This window comes from Candidatus Thiodictyon syntrophicum, from assembly GCF_002813775.1.
GTDB classification, from domain to species: Bacteria; Pseudomonadota; Gammaproteobacteria; order Chromatiales; family Chromatiaceae; genus Thiodictyon; species Thiodictyon syntrophicum.
The window spans coordinates 3,610,300-3,632,138 of sequence record NZ_CP020370.1; the positions used below are offsets into that span (position 1 = coordinate 3,610,300).

Annotated in this window: 21 protein-coding genes and 1 pseudogene; 15 read left to right on the top strand and 7 right to left on the bottom strand. The window is 69.1% G+C overall.

Annotation, left to right across the window (positions count from 1 at the left end; translation table 11 throughout):
• Window positions 1–8 precede the first annotated feature (8 nt).
• The 7 genes from THSYN_RS15080 (at window position 9) to THSYN_RS15110 (ending at window position 6,827) form a co-directional block, all read left to right on the top strand.
• Window positions 9–503, top strand: a complete 495-nt coding sequence (locus tag THSYN_RS15080; protein WP_157817697.1) for a hypothetical protein — start codon at window positions 9–11, stop codon at window positions 501–503.
• A gap of 51 nt (window positions 504–554) precedes the next feature.
• Window positions 555–1,403: a sugar phosphate isomerase/epimerase family protein gene (locus THSYN_RS15085; RefSeq protein ID WP_100919872.1), complete on the top strand. Its 849-nt coding sequence runs from the start codon at window positions 555–557 to the stop codon at window positions 1,401–1,403.
• Complete coding sequence (locus THSYN_RS15090) at window positions 1,400–2,278, top strand: UbiA family prenyltransferase (RefSeq protein ID WP_100919873.1); 879 nt, start codon at window positions 1,400–1,402, stop codon at window positions 2,276–2,278. The genes THSYN_RS15085 and THSYN_RS15090 overlap by 4 nt, the downstream gene beginning before the upstream one ends.
• Before the next feature lie 42 nt (window positions 2,279–2,320).
• Window positions 2,321–3,187: an EboA domain-containing protein gene (locus THSYN_RS15095; protein WP_100919874.1), complete on the top strand. Its 867-nt coding sequence runs from the start codon at window positions 2,321–2,323 to the stop codon at window positions 3,185–3,187.
• A gap of 92 nt (window positions 3,188–3,279) precedes the next feature.
• Entirely contained in the window at window positions 3,280–4,161 is an 882-nt protein-coding gene (locus THSYN_RS15100; protein WP_100919875.1) for a TatD family hydrolase, read from the top strand.
• Window positions 4,133–5,374 (top strand): metabolite traffic protein EboE, encoded by a 1,242-nt coding sequence (gene eboE / locus THSYN_RS15105; protein ID WP_100919876.1) that lies wholly within the window; start codon window positions 4,133–4,135, stop codon window positions 5,372–5,374. The genes THSYN_RS15100 and eboE overlap by 29 nt, the downstream gene beginning before the upstream one ends.
• Window positions 5,375–5,432: 58 nt before the next feature.
• Window positions 5,433–6,827: an alkaline phosphatase family protein gene (locus tag THSYN_RS15110; protein ID WP_100919877.1), complete on the top strand. Its 1,395-nt coding sequence runs from the start codon at window positions 5,433–5,435 to the stop codon at window positions 6,825–6,827.
• 28 nt (window positions 6,828–6,855) lie between these two features.
• Here the strand turns inward: THSYN_RS15110 and THSYN_RS15115 are convergent, their stop codons facing one another.
• Entirely contained in the window at window positions 6,856–10,263 is a 3,408-nt protein-coding gene (locus THSYN_RS15115) for a TIM-barrel domain-containing protein (RefSeq protein WP_100919878.1), read from the bottom strand.
• A gap of 711 nt (window positions 10,264–10,974) precedes the next feature.
• On the opposite strand from THSYN_RS15115, the gene THSYN_RS15120 reads away from it, so the two are divergent.
• From THSYN_RS15120 to THSYN_RS15130, 3 genes are all read left to right on the top strand, one after another.
• Complete coding sequence (locus THSYN_RS15120) at window positions 10,975–11,193, top strand: CCDC90 family protein (protein WP_216644535.1); 219 nt, start codon at window positions 10,975–10,977, stop codon at window positions 11,191–11,193.
• A gap of 139 nt (window positions 11,194–11,332) precedes the next feature.
• The gene (locus THSYN_RS15125) at window positions 11,333–11,707 is read left to right on the top strand and encodes a nucleotidyltransferase domain-containing protein (protein ID WP_157817698.1); all 375 of its coding nucleotides are present in this window, start codon (window positions 11,333–11,335) and stop codon (window positions 11,705–11,707) included.
• Complete coding sequence (locus tag THSYN_RS15130; protein WP_100919879.1) at window positions 11,700–12,119, top strand: HEPN domain-containing protein; 420 nt, start codon at window positions 11,700–11,702, stop codon at window positions 12,117–12,119. Before THSYN_RS15125 ends, THSYN_RS15130 begins: the two co-directional genes overlap by 8 nt.
• Before the next feature lie 97 nt (window positions 12,120–12,216).
• Here THSYN_RS15130 and THSYN_RS15135 read toward each other — a convergent pair whose 3' ends face one another.
• Window positions 12,217–12,405, bottom strand: coding sequence for a hypothetical protein (locus tag THSYN_RS15135; protein ID WP_100919880.1), 189 nt, complete (start codon window positions 12,403–12,405; stop codon window positions 12,217–12,219).
• A 670-nt stretch (window positions 12,406–13,075) separates the two neighbouring features.
• Between THSYN_RS15135 and THSYN_RS15140 the strand changes: the two genes are divergently transcribed.
• The 4 genes from THSYN_RS15140 (at window position 13,076) to mazF (ending at window position 17,642) form a co-directional block, all read left to right on the top strand.
• The gene (locus THSYN_RS15140; protein ID WP_157817699.1) at window positions 13,076–14,218 is read left to right on the top strand and encodes a hypothetical protein; all 1,143 of its coding nucleotides are present in this window, start codon (window positions 13,076–13,078) and stop codon (window positions 14,216–14,218) included.
• Window positions 14,197–16,551, top strand: a complete 2,355-nt coding sequence (locus THSYN_RS15150; RefSeq protein ID WP_236848570.1) for an AAA family ATPase — start codon at window positions 14,197–14,199, stop codon at window positions 16,549–16,551. Before THSYN_RS15140 ends, THSYN_RS15150 begins: the two co-directional genes overlap by 22 nt.
• Before the next feature lie 513 nt (window positions 16,552–17,064).
• Window positions 17,065–17,307 carry an AbrB/MazE/SpoVT family DNA-binding domain-containing protein gene (locus THSYN_RS15155; protein WP_100919883.1) on the top strand — a complete coding sequence of 81 codons (243 nt, stop codon included), beginning with the start codon at window positions 17,065–17,067 and terminating at the stop codon, window positions 17,305–17,307.
• A complete protein-coding gene (gene mazF, locus THSYN_RS15160; RefSeq protein ID WP_335582456.1) occupies window positions 17,304–17,642 on the top strand; it encodes an endoribonuclease MazF in 339 nt (112 codons plus the stop codon). The genes THSYN_RS15155 and mazF overlap by 4 nt, the downstream gene beginning before the upstream one ends.
• A gap of 14 nt (window positions 17,643–17,656) precedes the next feature.
• Here mazF and THSYN_RS15165 read toward each other — a convergent pair whose 3' ends face one another.
• The 3 genes and pseudogenes from THSYN_RS15165 to THSYN_RS15175 form a co-directional block, all read right to left on the bottom strand.
• Window positions 17,657–18,403, bottom strand: coding sequence for a CHAP domain-containing protein (locus THSYN_RS15165; protein ID WP_236848954.1), 747 nt, complete (start codon window positions 18,401–18,403; stop codon window positions 17,657–17,659).
• A gap of 201 nt (window positions 18,404–18,604) precedes the next feature.
• Window positions 18,605–18,661 (bottom strand): annotated as a pseudogene (locus THSYN_RS37315) (type II toxin-antitoxin system toxin endoribonuclease PemK-mt); the annotation flags it as partial.
• Window positions 18,662–18,666: 5 nt separating this feature from the next.
• Window positions 18,667–18,918, bottom strand: coding sequence for an AbrB/MazE/SpoVT family DNA-binding domain-containing protein (locus tag THSYN_RS15175; RefSeq protein WP_100919884.1), 252 nt, complete (start codon window positions 18,916–18,918; stop codon window positions 18,667–18,669).
• Between the two features lie 478 nt (window positions 18,919–19,396).
• On the opposite strand from THSYN_RS15175, the gene THSYN_RS15180 reads away from it, so the two are divergent.
• Window positions 19,397–20,335: a patatin-like phospholipase family protein gene (locus THSYN_RS15180; protein ID WP_100919885.1), complete on the top strand. Its 939-nt coding sequence runs from the start codon at window positions 19,397–19,399 to the stop codon at window positions 20,333–20,335.
• 76 nt (window positions 20,336–20,411) lie between these two features.
• On the opposite strand, the gene THSYN_RS15185 is transcribed toward THSYN_RS15180, so the two are convergent.
• Together THSYN_RS15185 and THSYN_RS15190 are read right to left on the bottom strand one after the other, a co-directional pair.
• Window positions 20,412–20,999 carry a Uma2 family endonuclease gene (locus tag THSYN_RS15185; RefSeq protein ID WP_100919886.1) on the bottom strand — a complete coding sequence of 196 codons (588 nt, stop codon included), beginning with the start codon at window positions 20,997–20,999 and terminating at the stop codon, window positions 20,412–20,414.
• A gap of 93 nt (window positions 21,000–21,092) precedes the next feature.
• Window positions 21,093–21,836 carry a Crp/Fnr family transcriptional regulator gene (locus tag THSYN_RS15190; RefSeq protein ID WP_100919887.1) on the bottom strand — a complete coding sequence of 248 codons (744 nt, stop codon included), beginning with the start codon at window positions 21,834–21,836 and terminating at the stop codon, window positions 21,093–21,095.
• Between the last annotated feature and the right edge of the window lie 3 nt (window positions 21,837–21,839).

A 21,839-nucleotide genomic window follows, 5' to 3' on the forward strand; every position in this document is an offset into this window, starting at 1 on the left:
GTGGCCGGATGGGCATCACCCCTCGGCCCTGCCAATTCTGCGTACTGCTGGTGACGCTCACCTGCGCCCTGTTCAGCGCCGGTTGTGGGCAGGGATCGCCGACTGATCCCAAGGGCCAAGCGGCGGGGGGTCGGGAGCGATCAGCCGGCCCGACCACGGCTGATCAGTTCGCCGGTATCGACGCCGCAAAAGTCCCCGCGATCCGCCGGGTCGAGGACCCCGCGATGGCAGGCGCAGCGTCCGGACAAGTGCTCGCGGACGGGGTGGCTCGCGAAGGCGTCCCGGAGCCGCGGACGGCCCCGCCGGGGGAGGTGTTGGTGGCCGTCCCGGTGCCCGAGCCCTCGACCTTTACCATCGACGCCACCACCCAGCGGGTCTTTCTCCCTGGGCGTGGTTGGAAGACGGCAGCGGAGTTCTGGGACCTTTACTATAACCGCCCCCAGGAACTCCCCGGGAATATCGATCATCACGCATTGGCGACGCTCAAGCAGGGGCCGAGGTAGCCCCGGTTCGGCACCTGCCGCACGGACCCTGAACGACCAGGTTGCACTGCCATGCCGCTCGCCTACAGCACCAACGCCTATACCCGCCACGGTCTCGCGGAGGCGATCGAGAGCATCGCCGCACTGGGTTTCGACGGTGTAGAGATCCTCTGCGACCAACCCCACTGGTTCCTGGATCGTGACCTGGGGGAGGAGGCGCGGCACCTGCGTGCCCGATTGGACCGGCTGGGCCTGGCGGTCAGCAACCTCAACTGCAATACCGCTAACGGCTTTTTCGACCCCCGGCCCCCGGAGAACGTCTTCGAGCCGTCCCTCGCCAGCGCGAACCCCGATTGGCGGCGCTGGCGCCTGGACTACAGCCGCCGCGCCCTGGACCTGGCCCGCATCCTGGGCGCCGGCAACATCAGCGTGACCTCCGGGCGCCCCGACACGGGCGGCACCCCGCAACAGAGTCAGGACCTGCTGGTGGACAGCCTGTGCCGCCTGTGCGAGTCGGCGCAGCGGTATGGGGTGCGGGTGGGGGTGGAGTATGAGCCGGGCCTGCTGGTGGAGCGGGCGGACGAATTGGCGGAGGTCATCACCCGCGTCGGGTCCCCGCTGCTCGGCGCGAACCTGGACCTCGGGCACTCCTGGCTGGACGGCGAGTCGCCGGAACACGCGGTCTCGCGGCTCGCCGGGCGGATCTGGAACACCCATGTCGAGGACATCCAGGGGCGCAAGCACTACCATTTGATCCCGGGCGAGGGCGAGTTGCCGTTTCAGCGCTATTTCGACGCCCTGACGGCATCCGGCTACAGCGGCTTCCACACCGTCGAACTCTATACCTATCCGCACATGGCGCAGGAGGCGGGGCGCCGCTCGCTCACCTACCTGCGTGACCTGATCGGGGGGCCGCGGTGAGGAGCGCTTCGTGCGTCAGGGACTATCTGCAACTGGTGCGGCTGCCGGCAACCTTCTCGGCCTGGTCCAATATCATCGCCGCCCACCTGATCGCGACCGGGGCCCAGCCCCAGTGGCGGGTGCTGTGGCTGCAACTCGCCGCGAGCACGGCGCTCTACTGGTCCGGTATGATCCTCAATGACTGCTTCGACCTGGCCCTGGATCGCCGGGAACGACCGCACCGCCCACTGCCCGCGGGACGGATCCCGGTGCGGCGCGCCTGGGTCTTGGGCGGCGGGCTCATGGTTGCGGGCCTCGGGCTCGCCGCCCGCATCGGCGCGCCGGCCTTCCTGGTCGCGCTGGCCCTGGCGCTGGCCATCCTGGCCTACGACGGACTGCTCAAGGGCGGCGGCCTCGGACCCCTCACCATGGGCACCTGCCGGGCGCTGAACTGGCTGCTGGGGCTGTCCGTGGTGCCGATGGCGGCGGGCAGCGCCGCGTTGGTGCTGCCGGTCTTGCTCTACACGATGGCGGTGACCGTCCTGTCGGGCAGCGAGGCGCGCGGCGCCGATGCGCGGACCAACGGGATCACAGCCGCGCTGCTGGGGTTGGTGGCCCTCTCGTTCATCGCGCTGGTGGGCGCCGGGCGCCTGGGCGAGCCGCTGGTTCTGGCCGCACTCGCCCTTGCTGTGGTCCCGCTGGCCGGGCGGCTGCGGCGGATGGCCGAGGACGGCAGCCCGGCGGCGGTGCAGCGCATGATGCGGTTCCTGCTGCTCGGTATGATCCCCCTGGACGCCCTGTTGCTGCTGGGCAGCGGGCATTGGCCGCTGGCCGCGGCCCTGCTGTTGTTGCTGGTACCCGGGCGCCTGCTGGCGCGCCGACTCTATGTCACCTGAGGCCGTCGGCCCGTCATTCTCACCCCCGGAGTCCAGGCGACCATGAGCGAACCCTCCACGGCCACCGCGGCACTCCTCGCCCTGGGTGCGCTCCTGCGCATCCGCTGCCCCGGCGCCCCCGTCGCCTGGCTCGACCAGGCGATCGAGCGCATCCAGACCGCCGCACGGCCCCAGGCGCCGCTGGCGCAGTCCTTCGCCGCCGCCGCCCGCCACCTGGGCATGGACCCCCTGGGTGCAGCAGCCGCCCGGTTCGACACCCCCTGCGGACCGCTGGACGCCAGCCGTTGGCAACCGGGCGACGCGGGTCGGGCCCTGCTGTTGGCGGCGGCGATCCGGCAGGTTGGGGACGCCTGGGTCGACCTGATCGAGGCCCTGTATCGCGACGGCGACGAGGGGGAGCGGGCCTCCCTGGTCCGTGCCCTGTGTCTGACGCCGCAGCCGTGCCGCCTGCTGGAGCTGGCCCGCGCGGCCGGGCGCATCACCAGCCTGCGCCTCTATGCCGCACTCGCCCTGGACAACCCCTTTCCCGCCGCCTGTTACCCGGAGCACGACTTCAACGGGATGGTCGTCAAGTGCCTGTTCAACGGCCTGCCAGTCGGGCGGATCAGCGGACTCGCCGGGCGCGCCAATCCGGACCTCTCGCGGATGTGCGAGGATTATCGTGAGGAGCGTCGGCTGGCCGCACGCGCAATCCCCGCGGATATCTGGCTGCCCCTGGTCCCCTACGCGAGCCCCGGCGGACTCGTCCTGGCCCTGGAGCAGACCGGCTGCGCCGACCCGGAGCACCGCTACTACGCGGTCCTGGCCCTGTCGGCCCGGCGCTCCGAGCCGCGGATCGCGCAGGCCCTGGCGGCCCGACGCGGGGTCGAACCCGACCCGCGGGTCGCCGCGCTGCTGCACCCGGCTTAGACGATGGCGACGAGTTCCCGGGTCCGCAGGACCTTATGGAACGGTTCACCAATTCTTGATTCGCTACCGAACCCCTTGGAGACCGATTCCCCATGCGCCTCTTCGACTCCCACATCCACATGCTGTCGCGTACCACGGACGACTACGAACGCATGGCCGCGGCCGGCATCGTCGGCGTCGTGGAACCCTCCTTCTGGCAGGGACAACCACGTACCCAGGTCGGCAGCTTCATCGACTATTTCAATAGTATGATCGGCTGGGAGCGCTTCCGCGCCAGCCAGTTCGGCATCCGTCACTACTGCACCATCGGCCTGGACCCCAAGGAGGCCAACGACGTACCCATGGCCGAGGAGGTCATGCAACTGCTCCCGCGCTTTCTGGAAAAGGACGGGGTGGTGGCGGTCGGGGAGATGGGCTACGACGACATCACCCCGGCCGAGGAGCGCTTCTTCGCCGCTCAACTGGAACTCGCCAAGGCGCTGCAACTGCCGGCCCTGGTCCACACCCCCCACCGGGACAAGCTGTCCGGCACCAAACGCACCTTGGCACTGGTGAAGGAGGTGGGGATCGATGAGGGTCTGGTGGTGGTGGACCACTTGAACGAGCAGACCCTGCCCCTGGTGATGGAGACCGGCTGCTGGCGCGGCCACTCGATCTATCCCGACACCAAGATGACTGAAGAGCGGATGGTCGCCCTGCTGCGTCAATACGGCACCGAGCGCATGATCGTCAACAGTGCGGCGGACTGGGGCCGCAGCGACCCCCTCAAGGTGCCCAAGACCGCGGCGGCAATGCTGGCGGGGGGCTTCTCCGCGGCCGATGTGGATCTGGTCCTGTTCGTCAACCCGATCACGTACTACGCGCAGAGCGGGCGCATTTCCCTGGACGAGATGACCCGCCCGCGCGTCGACCAGACCCGGTTGTGGGAAGACAACTCGGTGCTGCGTGGACAGACCCCCGTCGTCGAGGGCTGACGGGAGCGGGCCGTCCCGCTGGGCGCGCGCCGACCTGGCCTATTGCAGCAACGTCCACCCCGGCGCCGACCTGGAGTCGGTCCTCGGCCACCTGGCGGGACCAGTACGGGCGGTGCGGGAGCGGCGCGGGATCGACCGGATGGGCGCCGGGCTCTGGCTCAGCGCCCAGGCCGCCGCCCGCCTGGACGGGGCCTGCCGACCCTTGGCCGCGGCACTCGCCGCCGCCGGCATCGAACTCTTCACACTCAACGGCTTCCCCCACGGGGACTTCCACCATGCACGGGTCAAGGAGGGGGTCTACGCCCCCGCCTGGGACGCCCCGGAGCGCCTGCGCTATACGCTCAGCCTCGCGCGCATCCTCACCGATTGCCTGGCGCCGGGGGCCGCGTGCGGGACCATCTCCACCCTGCCGCTGGGCTTCGCACCCACTTGGAATGCCGTGCGCCAGGCGCGCGCACTGACCCAATTGTGTTTGCTGGCCGAGGGGTTGGCGCGGCTCGCCGCGCACAGCGGGCGCGCGATCCGCGTCTGTCTCGAGCCGGAACCCGGGTGCGTGCTGGAGTCCACCACGGACGCCCTGACCCTGTTCGAGCGCGACCTGCCCGCGGCTGCCCGTGCGGCCGGCGTCGCGCGCGAGGCGATCGGCAACCACCTGGGTCTGTGCTACGACATCTGTCATCAGGCGGTACAATTCGAGGATTGCGCAGGGTCACTGGCGCGGCTGGCGGACGCGGGGGTGAAGGTGGGCAAGATCCAGGTCTCCTGCGCCCTCCAGATCGACCACCCGAGTCCGGCGGTCCTGGCCGGGGTCGCGCGTGACTTTTCCGAGCCGCGTTATCTGCACCAGGTGCGCACGCTGGTCCCGGCCGGGTCCGGACCCGCGGCCCTGACCGGCCGGATGGACCTGCCGGAGGCCCTGGGGGACCCTGGCTTCCCGCGCACCCACCCGTGGCGGGTCCATTTCCATGTGCCGATCAACACCCGGGCCCTGGCCCAGCCCGGCCTCTCCACCACCCAGGCCGCCATCGGCGCCGCACTCGACTGGTTGGCCGGGACCACTGGACCAGGACCCCACCTGGAGGTGGAGACCTATACCTGGCAGGTCCTGCCCGCGGGGCTGCGCCCGAGCGACCCCGCGGCCCTGACCGGGGGCCTCGTCGCGGAGCTGCAATGGCTGGAGGCGCAATTGCACCGGCGCGGGATGCTCTCCTGACACTTGAGGTCGGCCTTCGGGCCGATCCGACCGGCAACCACTCCAACCAGGACGCCCCATGACTGCAACGCCAACCAGACCCCTGGTGATCATCGACGTGGTGGGCCTGACCCCGGCCCTGCTCGGTGTCCACACCCCCAACCTCAACCGGCTCGCTGCGGATGGATTCCTGGCCACCATGGACGGCGTCTTTCCGGCGCTCACCACCACCGCCCAGGCCTCCATGCTCACCGGCACCCAACCGACCCGGCACGGCATCGTCGGCAATGGCTGGTATTTCCGTGACTTCGCCGAGGTCTTTTTCTGGCGCCAGTCCAACCAACTGGTGCTGGGCGAGAAGGTCTGGGAGGGGTTGCGGCGCGAGCGCCCCGGCTTCACCTGCGCCAAGCTCTTCTGGTGGTACAACATGTACTCCAGCGCGGATTGGTCGGTCACCCCCAGGCCCATCTATCCCGCCGACGGGCGCAAGATCCCCGCCCTCTACTCCCATCCGCTGGACCTGGACCGCGAACTGGAAGAGACGCTGGGCAAGTTCCCCTTTTTCAACTTCTGGGGACCCAAGGCGGATCTGCGTTCCTCCGCCTGGATCGGCCGCGCCGCGGCCGAGGTCTTTCGCCGCCGGCGACCGGACCTGAGCCTGGTCTATCTCCCGCACCTGGATTACAACCTGCAACGGCTGGGACCGGACGCCCCGGCCATCTGGACGGATGTCGCCGCCATCGACCGGGTGGCGGGCACCCTGATCGATCAGGTACGGGGGGCGGGGGCCGAGGTCCTGGTGGTGTCCGAATATGGCGTTACCCAAGCCCGGCACCCGGTCCATATCAACCGGGTCCTGCGCGAGCAGGGGCTGCTCGCGGTCCGCGAAACGCTGGGCTGGGAGCTCCTGGACCCGGGCGCCAGCCGCGCCTTCGCGGTCGCCGACCATCAGGTCGCCCATGTCTATGTGGCGGACCCGGCGGACCTGGCCATGGTGGCGCGCCTGTTGGGCAGGACGCAGGGGGTCGGCGAGGTATTGGACCAGGCGGGCAAGGCCGCCTGGGGGGTCGACCACCCCCGCAGCGGTGACCTGGTGGCCGTGGCCGAGCCCGGCGCCTGGTTCACCTACTATTACTGGTTGGACGAGGCCCGGGCGCCGGACTTCGCCCGCACCGTCGATATCCACCGCAAGCCTGGCTATGACCCGGTCGAACTCTTTATCGACCCGCGCCTGCGCCTGCCGCAACTCAAGGTCGCCTGGCGGCTGCTGCAAAAGCATCTGGGCCAGCGGATGCTGATGGACCTGATCCCCTTGCGGCCCGACCTGGTGCGCGGGACCCATGGGCGCCCCGCAGCCAACCCGGAGCAAGGCCCGCTGGTCATCGGCTCAAACCGGGCGCTCGCCCGTGATCGCCTGGCCATGACCGACCTCGCCGAATTGATCCGGCGCCACTGCGGTGGCGCGGCGGCTTGAATTGCGCAGTCCGGCGAAGGCCGCGCTGCTACGGCTGGAAGTTCCCCGAGGTCGTGACCGCGCCGCCGGCGGGGGTCACCAGGATGTTGTTGTTCCCCGGCTGCCAGACGACCGGCTGGGCCCCGCCCTCCGGACGCTTCAGACACTTCCAGGCGAGTTGCTTGCCCGCGGGCAGGTTGGCGAGGGTGCCGGTCCAGCGCGGGTAGGTCGTGGGGCTGAGCTTGACCGCCTTGCTCGGGTCCCAGTTGCCGAGGCGGTCGCCGGCGCCCGCGACATAGACCGACTGGCCCCAGGTGGTGGTGCCGTTGTCGCACACGAAGTTGGCCGCTACCGGGCTCGGACCGCCCTTGAAGTCGCCGCTGGTCACCCCGGCATCGCCGACCGCCGGGGTCTGGAGCGTATTGTTGTCACCCGGTTGCCAGAGGTCGACCTGGCTGATGTCGCCGGTCTCGGCGCGCTTGATACATTTCCATTCGACGTTGGTGCCGGGCGGCAGCGTGACCTTACCGCTGGTCCAGACCGGATAGGGGCCGTTGGGGGTGAGCGCCAGGGCCTGGGCGGCATTCCAGTTGCCCAGGGCCGGGACATTGCCGACCGCATAGACCGACTGGCGCCAGACGGTGGTGCCGTTGCGGCACTGGAAGGCGGCCGTGACCTCCTCCGGCGCGGGCTTGAGGGCGAAGACGAAGGTCCTGGCCGCCGTGACCGGGCCGGACCCGGACTTGGCGAGGATCAGGTTGCCGCCGGCATTGACCCAACCGCTCGCGGCCGTGTCCAGCGCGGCGGGTGTAGCCAGGGCCGGCAGCGGGCTGCCGTTGAGGCTGACACCGGTGGCCTGCTGCCCGTGGGTCACCAGTTCCACGACCGCGGCGCGCGCCTCCGGGGCGCCCTGGTAGTTGCCCTCAGCGGCGGCGATGGTCACCGCGGCGCTGCTGCCGTCGGCGGCGAGCTGCTGCGACAGCCTGGTGGTGCGCACCGCCCCGCCGAGATAGGCCTGGGTCTGCCCGTCGTCCTCGTAGAGCGTGAAGCCGCTCGGCAGGGGCGCCGCATAGGCGCGCAGGATCAGCTCGTCACGGGTCGAGCCGTCACTGCGTTTGCCGAAGACGTTCATGGTCTTCTCGTCCACGTACATCTTCGGGATCAGGGCCCCGGCGCGGGCGAAGACGGGCAGGCTGAAGACCCCGTTGTGCATCAGCGGGCGTTTGGTGAAGGTCTCGCCGGTGCTGTGGAGCCACTCGTTGGTCCGGTAGTCGACCCAGTCCCCGGCCGGCAGATAGACATCGCGGGTCTGGGGCGCGCTGCGGTCGGCCACCAGCGCGACCAGCAGGTCGCGCCCGAGCATCTTCTCGCTGCCCAGACGCCGCACGTTCGGGTCCGCCTGGTAGTAGTAGACGAGCGGCGGGACCACCGGCTCACCGGCCAGCCAGGCGCGGTGCGCCAGCGAATACAGGTAGGGGCTCATCGCATAGCGCTGGCGCAGGTTCGCGAGGTTGCTCGCCCGGTCCCCGACCCGGTCGGGCACCGTCTCATGGCAGTTGCCGGACGGCTGGCCCTGGCCATAGGGGCAAGCGCTGTTGTTGGCATGGGGCCGGGCCGGGATATCGGTCAGCAGGCCGTCGGCGAACCACTGGGTATAGACCATGCCCAGGTCCTCGCCGTTGAGTGCGCTGCGATGAAAGCCGCCGATGTCCGAACCGAAATAGTCGAGCCCCGAGAGCGACATGTGCAGTTGGGCGTTCATGTGGGCGGCGAGGTTCTCCAGATTCGAGCCGATGTCGGCGGACCACATGCTGGTGCCGAAGCGCTGGATACCGGAGGCCCCGGAGCGGGCCATCATGAAGGGCCGGCGGACCACATTGTTGCGCTCATAGCCGCGGGCGATGCTCTGCGCCCACTTGAAGTTATAGAGGTTGTGATACTCGGCATGGGCGTGCTTGCCCGGCACCACCCCGGCGGTCCAATCGGGCTGGCCGAACTGAAGGCTATATTGCTCCGGCTCGCCCAAGTCGATCCAGTGGCCGATGACCCCGTCCGCGATCAGGGGTTGACGCTTCTCGTCGTGCCAGTAGTCGCCGGCCAGGTCCTGGGTCCAGTCGAGCATACCGCCGGTGCCCCACCAGGGGTTCTGGCTCAGGAAGACCGGCGGGCACACCGCCGCCGGGCAGGGCTGGGTCGCCTCGCAGGCCCCGCCCACGCCGTTCTTGCACTGCTTGACCAGGAACTCGCGCGTCGCCAGGTCCGTGTGCTCCGGCAGGCTCTTGTCGATATAGGACTCCTCGATCGTCATGACACCGAGGCCCTGGTCCGCATACTGCGCGAGCTTCTTGGCGGGGTCCGGGAACTTGCCCAGGTCCCAGGTCAGGCTCCCCATGCGGCTGGGGTTGGTGCCGATGGCCGGGACCCCGCCGAACCACTGAAGGTCCAGCACGAAGCCGTCCACCGGAAAGCCGCCGCCGCGCAGGGCCGCGAGTTTGTCGTCGATCTCCTGCCAGTTGTCGAAGCCGTATTCCGAGACCCAGAGACCGAACATCTTCTTCGGCGGCACCGGCGGGCGGCCGGTCAGTTCCATATAGTCCTGGCGCAGATTGGGCAGGTCGGCACCGGTCATGAGATAGCCGCGGAGCTGGTCGCCCCAGGTCTCGACCTGCCAGGGGTTGCCGGAGAAGTCCCAGCGCTGTTTGTAGACCTGGTCCAGGAACAGCGCATAGTTCGCACTCCCGGCCCCCAGGGCATAGAGGATCGGGAACTGGGCATTGCCGGCCGCGCCGCCGTTGAAGCCGATCATCTGATTGCCGTAGTTGTCCCCCGGCTGGCGGACCTGATGATTGGCCGTGGTCCAATTACCGTCGGGATTGCCGGGGGTGATCAACTGCTCACCCAGGCCGTAGGCATCCTGCATACTGCCGGGGGCCAGCGTCAGCCCCTTCCAGTCCTGGGCGAGATTGAGCGGGCACAGGGTGGTCAGGGCCAGCCCCCGGACCTTGTCGGTCACGGCCAGACAGAGGTTGCCCGGGTCCACGACGACCTTCATCTCGGCCGTGTTGAGGGTCGTGCCGCCGGGCCCCGACTTGGTGAAGCTCGCGGGACCCGCGTAATTGGTCTTGGCGACCTGGGGCGAGGTCGCGAGCGCCGTCGCGGCGTCGGGTCCCGGTCCCTTGGCCGAGACCTCGAAGTGGACCAGGTCATCGCGCAGGAACTCCAGGATCAGATACTGGTTCCCGGACTGGAACTTGACCCGCTCGACCGCCGCAAGGGCGCTCGAGGGCAGGCACCAGGCCAGGGCCAGCAGGGCGGTGCCGGCGGCGGCCTGGGGCAGTTTGAAACGCTCGGGTCGCCGGTTGGTCGGCCGGGTTTGCGTGGCGGATGGTTGCGGGCGCGGCGCGGGCCGCGGCCGATGGCGCCGGTCGGGCCGGTCGCCGGGGGCAGGAATTTTCATGTCGTCAGCTCCTCGTCGGGCGCACGGGCGCCCCGTCTTGGGTCGATGGCAAGACCACGCGGGATGCGTCGTCTGCGGGTTCCGTGCGGCCAGCAACCGCGTCCATGACTGCAATCGCGGCGCCCTCATGGCGGGCGCCGGTTCTTTGACTTCCCTGGGCGGGGGCGGCGTCCCGGCACCGGATACCGGAGCGGGACGGCGCGCCCTGGGGGTGACTATCGCAGCCTCGGTTGCGCCTGAAAATACGCTGAGGCACCCGGGCGTCTGTCGGATTTTTCTCAAGCTGTTGCCGGGGGTGCTGATCGTTGTCCACGGGCCAAGGCGGCGCAGGGCCTCGATCATTATTCCGGCCGCCTCTGAGGGCGATATCCGTCGCGGCCTGGGGGCCGCTCCTACGCCGTAGGAGCGGCCCCCAGGCCGCGACGGGTTGCCGCAAGGCCGTGTGGCCGGCGTTATGATCAAGGCCGCGGCGCAGTGCAGACGGGCCTATAGGTAGTAGAGCCTTTCGTCTTCTTTTGTGCGATCCCCAAGCCCCGAAGGGGCGCGACATACCAGCCCAGGGCAACGCCCTGGGATAGCGTTGTTTATTCGGCCTGGCCCTGAAAGGGCGTGACATCAGGAGCCATGCCGTTATGTCACGCCCTTTCAGGGCTAAGCTCCGCGGATAACCCATACCCAGGGCGTTGCCCTGGGCTGGTATGTCCGACCCCGTTGGGGTCAGTCGCCAAGAAGCTGGAGGCGGCCGGGCTTCCGACACCCCAGGCCGAGGCCATCGCCGACGCCTTCCGCGAGGCCACCAGTGAGGAAGTGGTGACGCGCGACTACCTCGACGCCCGCCTGGAGGCCGCCAAGGGGGACCTCATCAAATGGGTGGCCGGGCTACTGATGGCCCAGGCGGTCTTGATTGCGGCCCTGGTCAAGCTGCTCTGAGGCTTGACTTACAGGCAGGGAGGCGGCGTGTGGGACCGGTGAAAGCCTCGCGCGCCCATGCAGAGGACTCCCGCTACGCGCCCCTTGACCTTCACGCCAAGCGGTCGGACCATGCCGGAAAGCGTTATTGGAGCCCACCATGCCGCCGCTCGCCGAACCGATCCCCGCGGGACGCGACTCCCGCACCGCGCGCGTGCCTGCAATTGAAGCCGCGATGATCCGCGAAGTGACGGGTCGGCTGGTCGCCGCCCTGGCGCCGGAACGGGTGCTGCTGTTTGGCTCCTACGCCTGGGGCTCGCCCGATGCGGACAGCGACCTGGACCTGTACCTGATCGTTGCCGACGATGCGGAACCCGCCCACCGGATCGCCCGGCGCGGGCATCTGGCGCTACGCGGCCTGAAGGTACCGGTTGACCTGATCGTGCGCACGCACTCGGAATCGGCGCGCAACGCACTGGCCGTCTCCAGTCTCGACTACGAGGTGTTGCAGCGCGGAGTTCCGCTCTATGGTTGACCCGGGGGCAGATCGGGGGGCTGAACCGGCCGCGTTGTTGTCCGTGCAGTGGATGGAGAAGGCGCGGCGCGACCTGGCGTCCGCCATTCGATTGCTCGACGGTGAGCCCCCTTACCTCGATACCGCCGTTTACCACTGTCAGCAGGCCGCCGAGAAGGCGCTCAAGGGCTACCTGGCCGGGCGGGGCCAGCCGCTGCGCCGGGTGCATGATTTGATCCTTCTGCTGGACGAATGCACGGGGCTCGATCCGTCGTTCGATCGACTGGCCGATGGGGCGGCCATGCTCACCCCGTACGGGACCGCATTTCGGTATCCAGGCAATGTTAAGGAGCCGACCCTGTCCGAGGCGCGAGAGGCGGTGGAGGCGGCGCGATCGATCCTCGATCTGGCTGCGCTGCGGATGGTCCGGTAGACGACCTAAACCGTCCCGCGGATTGCCGCGGTGTTACCCCCTCGTGACACCGTTGTGCGGTGTCACGAGAGGACGAGAGGAAGGTGGTCGGCGCTCCTCAGTGCGCATAGCTGAACACGCGGAACGCCAAGGCGACGGCGAGCCCCGCGTACAGCAGGCCAATCAAGGTATCTCGCGTCTGGCGGGACAGCACCAGCGCCGGCCACAGGTGCAGCAAGTGCATCAGGGCCAGAAGGGCGTGACAAACGATCTCGTAGGCGATCAGAATAAGGGTTAGCGACAACATGGTAGACCTCGGCGGTTGGGGTTGGATGCGTCTCCAGTGTGGACGTCTGCGGTCGCTAAGATCACGGCACATATAGAGTTTTCTGGAAGGCCGAATAGCTGCGGCCGGGGGCATTTTCGGGGCGTTTTGGCGGCGCCGTGCCGCCGACCGGGCAGTCCGGGGGCAACGGCAGGGCATTGGCCCGACAGTCCCGCTTTCTGCGGCATTCCGGAATCCGTTCGGTCGCGATGACCGATGCACGACGGCCAACCGCGAGGCCCATTGGTGCCGCGAGTCCGCCAGTCCGCGCAGCGGACCCTACGGGCGGCCCGCGCAGGGTCCGGCGTGCGGACCGGGGTCCGGGGGTTGGCCGCGTAGGTCCGCGCAGCGGACCCTACGGGCGGCCTGCACAGGGTCCGGTGTACGGACCGGGGTCCAGGGGCTGGCCGCGTAGGGTCCGCTGCGCGGACCGGCGTCGGCTCAGGTTCGCGGCTTAGCCGCTCATTAGGGAAGGCACATGACCCACGAGGCGCGGTTCAATCTCGACTTGTTCAAGCGCCTGCTGAAGCGTAAGGGCTGGTCTATGGACCAATTCGTCCAAGCGTTCCCTTCTGACGAAAAGTTCGATCGACGCAATCTCGGCCGCATTTGCAGCGGCAAGCAACGGCCGCACCCGTCCACGTTCGCGCGCATGGTCAAAGTCTTAGCCATTGATGGGCTCCGGGCCGACGATCTCTGGGAGTTCCCCGACGCCCCGACCGGCGTCCTGGCCCAGCCGGACCCGACGCTCCCATCGACCGGGACCCTAGCCAATCTGCTCGATCCGGAGGCCACCCACCCCTTCGACCCCTGGGCCATCGCCCTGCCGCCGGTCTTTGTCGGGCGCACCGCCGCCCTGCGCGACCTGGAGCGGGCGGCCTGGGACGGGCGCGGGGTGTCGCTGCTCGGGGAGTGGCGGATCGGCAAGACCTCGCTCCTGCACACTTGGGGCCAGCGGGCGCGGGAACTGGGGTTTGCGGTGCGGCTGCTGTCCGGTCAGGGGCGGGAGCGGCAGGGGCATCGGGCCTTGGTCGACGCGGTGATCGACGCGGCGCCGGCGGACTCCCGGACGGCGGCGACCGGGACCGCGACGGGTGCGGCCGGCGAGTCGGCGGCGCCCGAATCCCCCGACGCCGCCGCGGATCGGCTCGGCGACTGGTGCAGGGCGCAGCGCCAGACGTGCGGCGGGCTGCCGCCGCTCCTGCTGCTCGATGAGGCCGAGGGCCTACTCGAACACTGCGAGCCGGGCTTTCTGGAGCGGCTGCGGGGCTTGCTGACCCAGCGCCGGCTGTCGCTGGTCTTCGCCACCCGCCGCACCCTGCCCGAGGTCTACGCCGACCTGGGCCGCGTCTCGCCCTTCGCGAACATGCTGGAATCGGTGCGGATCGGGCTCCTGGAGCCCGGCGCTGCGGCGGCCCTGCTCGCCCGCGGCGCGGCGGGGCTGGCGCCGGACGACCCGGCGTGGCTCTTGGACCAGGCCGGCCGGCACCCGTTCTTTCTCACTCTGCTCGCGCAGCGCCTGTTCGATGCCCGCGCGGACGGGCTGGACCCGGACGGGGGCGACCCCCGCGCCCAGGCGCTCGCGCGGTTTCGCGACGAGGCCGGGCAGCAGTTTGAACTCTGGTGGGCGGGGCTCGCCGAGCGCGACCGCCAACGGCTGCGCCGCGCCGTCGCCGGGGGGACGGCGACCGACGCGGACCACGACGATGACAACCTGTGCCGACGCGGGCTGCTCACCGACGACCACCAACCCTTTGCGCGGGTGCTGAGCGAATGGCTGAACCGGAAGGATTGACGGGCGGTACGCCTGGCCCGGGGCAGGAGCCGACGCCGGGTGCCGCACCGGACCCGGCATCGGGGACGGTGGCGGAGCGGCTGGCTCAACTGCCTGGGACCTGGGAACTGGGCTGGCGGATGCTGATGCGGCCGATCAGTCTGCATCGTCGGCTGTGCGCGATCGGTATCGACACCCGCGCGCCCGGATGGCGACTGTGGCGGGGCGATGCGGTAAACAGGGCCTGTCTGTCGCGGATGGCGCTGCTGTTACTGATGGCGGCGCCCGCCATCGCGGCCGCGGTCGGGTTGGTGCTCGCGATGGTTGGTGCTAATGTCGATTGGATGCACTTGGCCGTCGGTGTTGCCCTCGGTATGGCCTGGGGCGTTGCCGTTGGCGTGGCCGGGATAGTTGCCCTCGGCGCGGCCGTCTGCGTGGCAAGCGGCGCGACCTGGGGCGTTCTCTGGGACCTGGCATTCGGCGCCGCTGCCGGCATGGCCAGCGCTGTGGCCGTGGGCACTGTCTGCGGCGCTGTCTATGGCGCTGCCATTAGCTCGTTCCTCAGCGCGGTTGTCGGGGTGACCCTCAGCGTGGTCGTCAGCGTGGTCTTCAGCGTCACTTTCGGCGCAACTCTCGGCCTGGTCGTCGGCGTGATAAGTGGCGTGAGCAACGGCGTGGCTATGGGGGCGGCGCTCATCGCGGTTAGCGGCGCGACGTTCTTGAGGGTCCCGCTCTACCTATTCGAGTACCCCTGGCAGATTATCGCGTTCACCATCCAACGCAGCACCGCCCGCATCACACTCGCCGCCAGCCCGGTCCTGCACCACGAACTGAGCTATCTCCCGCTGCCGACCCTTGCTGCGCACATCCACGACACCGCCGCCCGCGACCCAGCCCTGGCCCGCCGCGCCCTGGCCGCCTGCGCCATCGCCCCCGGTCAGCGCCGCGCCGGCCGTCGCGCACTGGCCCTGCTGCGTGCCGACGAGCTGGCGACCCTCGCCCACACCCGCCGCTTCCAAGCCCTGCGCGACCTGAGCGGCGAATGGCTCCCGGACCCGGCCAGCGCCGACGGCACCTTCGCCGCCCTGCAACAGATCGGCCGCTATCTGCGCGCCGCCGAACTGACCCTGATCGCCCGCCAGCGCCAGGAGCTATTGACCGCCGCCGCGGACCGCCTGCGCGGGCTCGACAACGCCTTGCTCGGCAGCCGCGACCTGGAGGCGCCCATCTATCGCGCCGCCCTCCCCGACTGGCAGCGCCTGGTCGCCGACTGGCTCGCCCAGACCAAAACCGCAGCGGCGCAGGAGGTCCCGAACCCCTTCCGCCCGCTGGTCCCGCTGGAGCCCGAATTCGGCCGCGAGGTCTTCCGCGGGCGCGAGCCCTTGGTGGCGGAGATCGAGTCCATCCTGGGCGACCCGGGCCAGGGGGCGGCGCTCGCCCTGATCGGGCCGCGGCGCTGCGGCAAGACCTCGCTGCTCAACATGCTGCCGCTGAAGCTGCCGGATGCGCTGGTGGTCTTCTTCGACACCCAGAACAATCCGATCGACTCCACCGGGTCGCTGGTCAAGGCGCTGGTCGGGCAGGCGCAGGAACAGGCACGGCGGGAGCGCCGACTGACCCTGCCGGACGCCCCGCCGGGGCCGCCGATGGAGGCCCTGGCTGCCTGGTTCGAGCGGTTGGAGCGGGTGACGGAGGTCGGGCGGATTTTGTTGTGCATCGACGAGTTCGAGCGCTGGGAGGGGCTCTTCCCCGGCGACCGGCGGGCGCTGCTGCAACTCTTGGGGCTCTTGCGCGCCACCATCCAGCACCGCCGCCGGCTGCGGGTGCTGATCGCCGGGGCCGCCTATATGGACGAGTTGGACCCGATGTGGGCCGACCATCTGGTGAACCTGCGGGAACTGGCCATCGGTCCGCTGACCCGACCGGTGACGCTCGATCTGCTGATGCGCCCGAGCGACGACTTCCCGCCCGACGCCATCCCGCCCGCGGTGGCGGAGGCGGTCTGGTCCCGCACCCTGGGCCAGCCCTATCTGACCCAACTGTACGGCTCGCTGCTGGTGACACATCTCAACGATGGCCTGATTGATACGGGGCGGCGCCAGGCGACAGTGGCGGACTGCGCGGCGCTCGACCCGGCGGTGCTGGACAAGGCCAACACCTATCTGACCAACCTGGTGCAGGCGACCCCGGCCGCGGCGCTGGCGGTCCTGGAGCGGCTTGCCCGCGGCGAGGCGGTGGACCTGACCGCCCAGGACCGCGCGACGCGGCGCTATCTGCGCCGCCGGGGCCTGGTGAGCGCGGACGGGGGCTTAGGCGTTCCGGTGCTTGGGGGCTTTTTGCGGCGGGAGGCCTAGGGTGCGGTCAGGAACGAACCGCACCGCGCGCGGATGACATTGAGATTGCTCGTTCCGACGCTCCGGCGTCACTGCCGTTAAGTTTAGCCGCAACGGCTACTGGGAGCGCCGCACCCCAGTGCGGCGCGGCCTCTGCTCAACCCGCACCGTCGGGGTTGTCGGCGAGACCGCGCCGCACTGGGGTGCGGCGCTCCCAGGCGCGCTTGGCGCCTTGGCGTGATCATTCCTTGTCTTCTTTTCTTCTCCGTGTCTTTGTGCCTTTGTGAGAGCATTCTTATACTTCCTCGCGTCTTGGTGTGATCGTGACCGCGATCGTGGTGGGCGCCGGCCGTCACCCCGGGCCGCACATCGGCCAACACAGGGGTGACACCGCCGCAGCGGTGTCACCAGCGGGTCCTCTGCGTGGGAGCCGGAAGATCGCGGGACCGACGCCCAAAGGGGCGATCGAGCGGCATTGAGTGCCGGCGGTTTTCGGCGTATCGTGTCTACAAAGTAGATACCAGAGGGACTGCCATGCGCGTCGTAGTGAAGAAATGGGGCAACAGCGCGGCCGTGCGCATCCCGGTCGGGGTCATGGCCGCCGCGCGGGTGAGCCTGGATGAGGAGGTGGACATTCGCGAGGAAGGCGGGCGGATCCTGATCGAGCCGATCCGGTCGCACGCCTACGACCTGGCGGAACTGCTGTCCGGGATCACGCCGGAGAATCGGCACGCCGAGGTGGATTTCGGTACCCCGGTCGGGCGTGAGGCGCTGTGACCGTGCCGCGGTATGTGCCGGACGCCGGCGACATCGTGTGGCTGCATTTCGACCCTCAGGCCGGTCATGAGCAGGCCGGTCACCGACCAGCCCTGGTCATCAGCCCGGCGGCCTACAACGGTAAGACCGATTTGATGCTGTGTTGTCCGATGACGACGCACATCAAAGGCTATCCGTTCGAGGTCCCCATTGTCGGCGACCGCCCCGGCGCGGTGCTCGCCGATCAGGTGAAGAGCCTGGATTGGGTGGCCCGCAAGGCGCTCCGCAAGGGTCGCGTCACCACCGCTGAATTGGCGCAAGTGCAGGGAAAGATCCTGGCCCTGATCGGCCCCTGACGGCCTGCCGCACCCTACCTGGCCGAGCGCGGATAGACCCAACCGGCAATCCGACCGCCGTCCGCGTTCTTGACCTGCGTCGGCGAGACATCGATGAGCGTATAACGGCCGCCGACCTCGAACAGGCGAATCCGGCGTGCATGATCGGTGGGGTCTTCCCAAGGGGCATTGCTGTAGTTCTGCTCGGCGAGCGAGACGCTGCCGCGTTCCTGATCGACGCCGATCACCACGGCGACATGCCCCCAGCGCCACTCGGGGTCCTGGCGGTCCGGATAATAGACGACCAGATCGCCCCGCCGCGGCGGGCGTTGCGCCGCGCCATTGATCGAGCGGGCCAGCGCAATGGACTGGTGGGTGCGGATATCCTCTGCGGTGGTCAGATAGATGATATCGACGGCGCCGGGGACGTCACCGAAGGCGATACCCAGGTTCTTCATCCACCACCGGCGCGCGTATTCGACACACTGATAGATGAGGCCGACATAGCGCAGATTCGGTTGTTGCGGGTCCCGGGCCTGGACTGAGATCGCCCCGGTATCCAAATCGAGATACGAATACTCCGGGTGAATACAGGTGGGAGTACAATTGGACTGAGCAGGGACGCCATCCGCTGCGCCGAGCACAGTCCCGAAGCTGGTCGCACAACCGACGGTACAGGCATCCTTGCCGATGGAAAAATAGTGCTTGATATCCGCCAGCTCGAAGGCCGGCGGTTGGCGCAGCAGGCCGTCGCCGTCGGTATCGGGCAGGGGCCTGGCCAAGGCGGGCGCCGGCGCCTGAGACGGCGGTTCGGTCGCCGTGGCCCTGTCCTGCGCAGTCCAGGCGAGGCCGACGGCCGTTTGGCACAGCAGCCCTATCAGCACCAATATCGGGACCCATGAATGGCGGACCCGGCGTGAAACGGCAAGAGCAGCCGAAAACATCAGGGTTAGGGAGACTGCCAGGACCGGGCGAGTACCCTGCTGCTCGTGCCCCGCCGTCGGGTCGAGCGACACGAGCCGGAGATCGCCGCGCTCCATTACAATCACTCGCGGCCGACCGGGCGGTCGTCGAGCCAGGCGCGATCCTCGTCGCCGGCCTCGGCCGATGGGTTGCATTGGGCCAACAACTGGTCCAGGCTGGAGCGCGGGGTCCGGGTCGGCTCGATCACCAGAGGACCGCCATCGACGGTCACGCCGACGGTCTCGCCGGCCCGCAGGTGCAGCAGCCCCAGGATGGCGGGGGGCACGGTCGACATGACCGAACCGCCGACCTTGCGCAGCGTCGTCGTCAGCATGGTGTCTCTCGATGGGGCTTGGGTCATACCGAAGTATAACGTCGGCGGCCCGCCATTGTCCTGATCGCCAAGCCTCTGGATGCCGCGTGAGCGTTGCGCCTGCCCTACGCTGTTCGATGGAGTCCGGCATTGCGGTGACACTTGGAGTCCAAGGCTTCAGCCTTGGAATGCGCCAAGGCTGAAGCCTTGGACTCCAGGCAGAGGCGACGCGGTCGGCGAGTGCGCCTTGACTTAATGGCAGTGAGGCTCGGGCGTGGGAGTGCCGTGCGGGCGCTCCGCGTCCGGTCTTGGCGCCGGACGCAGAGCGCCCGCACTTGCTCCGACGCGGAAGCGTGGGAGCCAGAAAAGCGTGGGGGCCGGAAGAGCCGGAGGAGTGGCGGCGAGTGCCGGGCACGGCGCGCCGAGCGGTCCATCAGGGCCTGGCGGGCGCCTTTGCCCATTTTACCCACTTGGCAATTGGAGTGATGCATTGGCAACGATGAACACGGCACCCACCGTCTCGCTCGTCCTCGGCAGCGGCGGCGCCCGCGGCTTCGCACATATCGGTGTCATTCGCTGGCTGGAGTCGCACGGATTCGCGATCCGCTCCGTGGCCGGGTCCTCCGTGGGCGCACTGATCGGCGGAGTCTATGCCGCCGGCGAATTGGACGCCTTCGAGAACTGGGTGCGGGCGCTGACTCAGACCGACGTGCTGCGGCTATTGGATGTCGCCTGGAGCCCGTCCGGGCTATTCAAGGGCGAGCGCGTCATGGAGACCCTCAAGGAGCTGATCGGCAACCGCAATATCGAGGATCTACCCATCACCTTCACCGCGGTGGCGTCCGACGTGGAGGCGCAGAAAGAGGTCTGGCTCAACCGCGGCCCGCTGTTCGACGCGATTCGCGCCTCCATCGCCGTACCCACCGTCTTCACCCCATTCGCGATCGCTGGCCGGCGGCTGCTGGACGGCGGCCTGGTCAATCCGATCCCCATTGCCCCGACCCTGGGTGACGGCACGGATCTGACCATTGCGGTCGATGTGGCCGGCCCGCGGGGTCAGGCGCCGGCTCCGGCAGTGGCGGCCACGGCCGCCGTGACACCCCCGCCTGCCTCGACGGAGCCGGCGGGCGCGCTCGCCGGCTACCAGAGCCGCATCATTGCCTTCATCGACGAGGTGCAGGCCAAGCTCGGGGGTGAGCCCCAGCCGGCGGAGCAATGGGGCCTGGGGGACGTGCTTCAGGGGTCATTCGAGACCATGCAGGGCATCATCTCGCGCTTCAAACTCGCCGCCTATTCGCCCGACGCCATCGTCACCATCCCGCGCGACGCCGCCCGCAGCTTTGAGTTCTACCGTGCCGATGAGCTGATCGAGCGCGGTCGGCGGGAGGCGGAGCTGGCGCTCGCCCGTCTGATCGAACCGCCGCCGGGTGCGGGCTAGACGGGGCCTTGGTTGCCCGGCAGCGCCGAGGGTCGCGGAGACGGCGGCGCGGCCCCGCGCGGTCACTGCGCTTGGCCTAGGCCCACAGCTCGGCCACCTGGATGCGCATTTCAGGCAGCAGCACCGGGGCGATGAACTGCGCCCGGTCAGGCAGCAGGACCTGGCGATAGCCGTCCGGTCCCGGGTCCCGGTGCAGCTCGATCCGGCGCCGCTTGAGGTCGATGAGCCAGGTCTCCGGAACTCCATGTGCGGCATAGAGCGGGAGCTTGGTATTGCGGTCGTACCGCAACGAGGTGTCCGCAATCTCGACGACCAGCAGGGTATCGGCCGGGGTGGGGTTGGTGCCTTCGTAGAAGTCGTCGCGGGGACGCAGCAACATCAGGTCCGGCTCGGGCTCCGAGTGCTCCGGCAGTGTCAAGGGGTCCTGGACGGCGACGATGGCCAGGTCCTGGGCACGGCGTGAAAAGAGTTGGTTCAGGCGCTTGTTCTTGCCGGCGTGGCCGGCATTGATGGGCGGCATGGCGCGCAGTTCCCCCTCGATCAGCTCGACGCGGTCGTCCTCGGCGAAGATGCCGGCCTCGATCATGCGGTGATAGGCAGCGACCGTCAGGCGGTAGGCGGCCGGCTCGAGAGCTTGCTCGCGGTTTGGTTGGATGGCGTTCATCTGCGTTGGTCTGCCCACGGGAATTCGGAACCCCGGCTCAGATTACTTCACTTCAGGGTTGTGCGTCATCCGCTGCGTTGTCGAGGCCTTGTTTCACCGCCCCGTGAGCCCCTCCTGGCGGTACTTCACATCGCACAGCAGCCGTGCCAGTTCGGTCTTCACCACGTCGTAGCACTCGCAGGCGCGGGTCGCGAGCCCCTCGCGATCGAGCACGGTGATGTGGCCGCGGCGATAGCGGATGTAGCCCAACTGTTGCAGCTTGCTAGCGGCGGCGGTGACGCTTTCGCGGCGCACGCCCAACATGCTGGCGACCAGCTCCTGGGTCATGACCAGTTCGCGGCCCGGCGCCCGGTCGAGCGTCAGCAGCAGCCAGCGGCTCAATTGCTGCTCCACGCAATGGTGACGGTTGCAGGCCGCGGTCTGCGCCAACTGTGTGATCAGGGCCTGGGTATAGCGCAGCAGCAGGCGCGGCAGCAGGCCGGGGCCGTCGAAGGCCTGCTTGAGGCGGCGGCGCTCCAGGCGGTAGGCGTGGCCCGCGATCTGCACGACGGCGGAACTGGGCGTGGGGTCCCCGCCCATGAAGAGCGACACGCCGACCATGCCCTCGTTACCCACCCCGGCGGTTTCGGCCGCCGCGCCGCTCTCGGTGACATAGTGCAGCGAGACGACCGCGCTGGTGGGGAAGTAGGCGTGATGCAACTGCCGGCCCGGCTCGTAGAGCATCTCCCCCAGGGGCAGCGGGAAGAGCTCGAGGTGCGGAGACAGGGCCGCGAACTCGGCGTCCGGCAGGGCCGCGAGCAGGTGGTTCTGGTTCGGACTGTGGCACACCTGATGCATCGG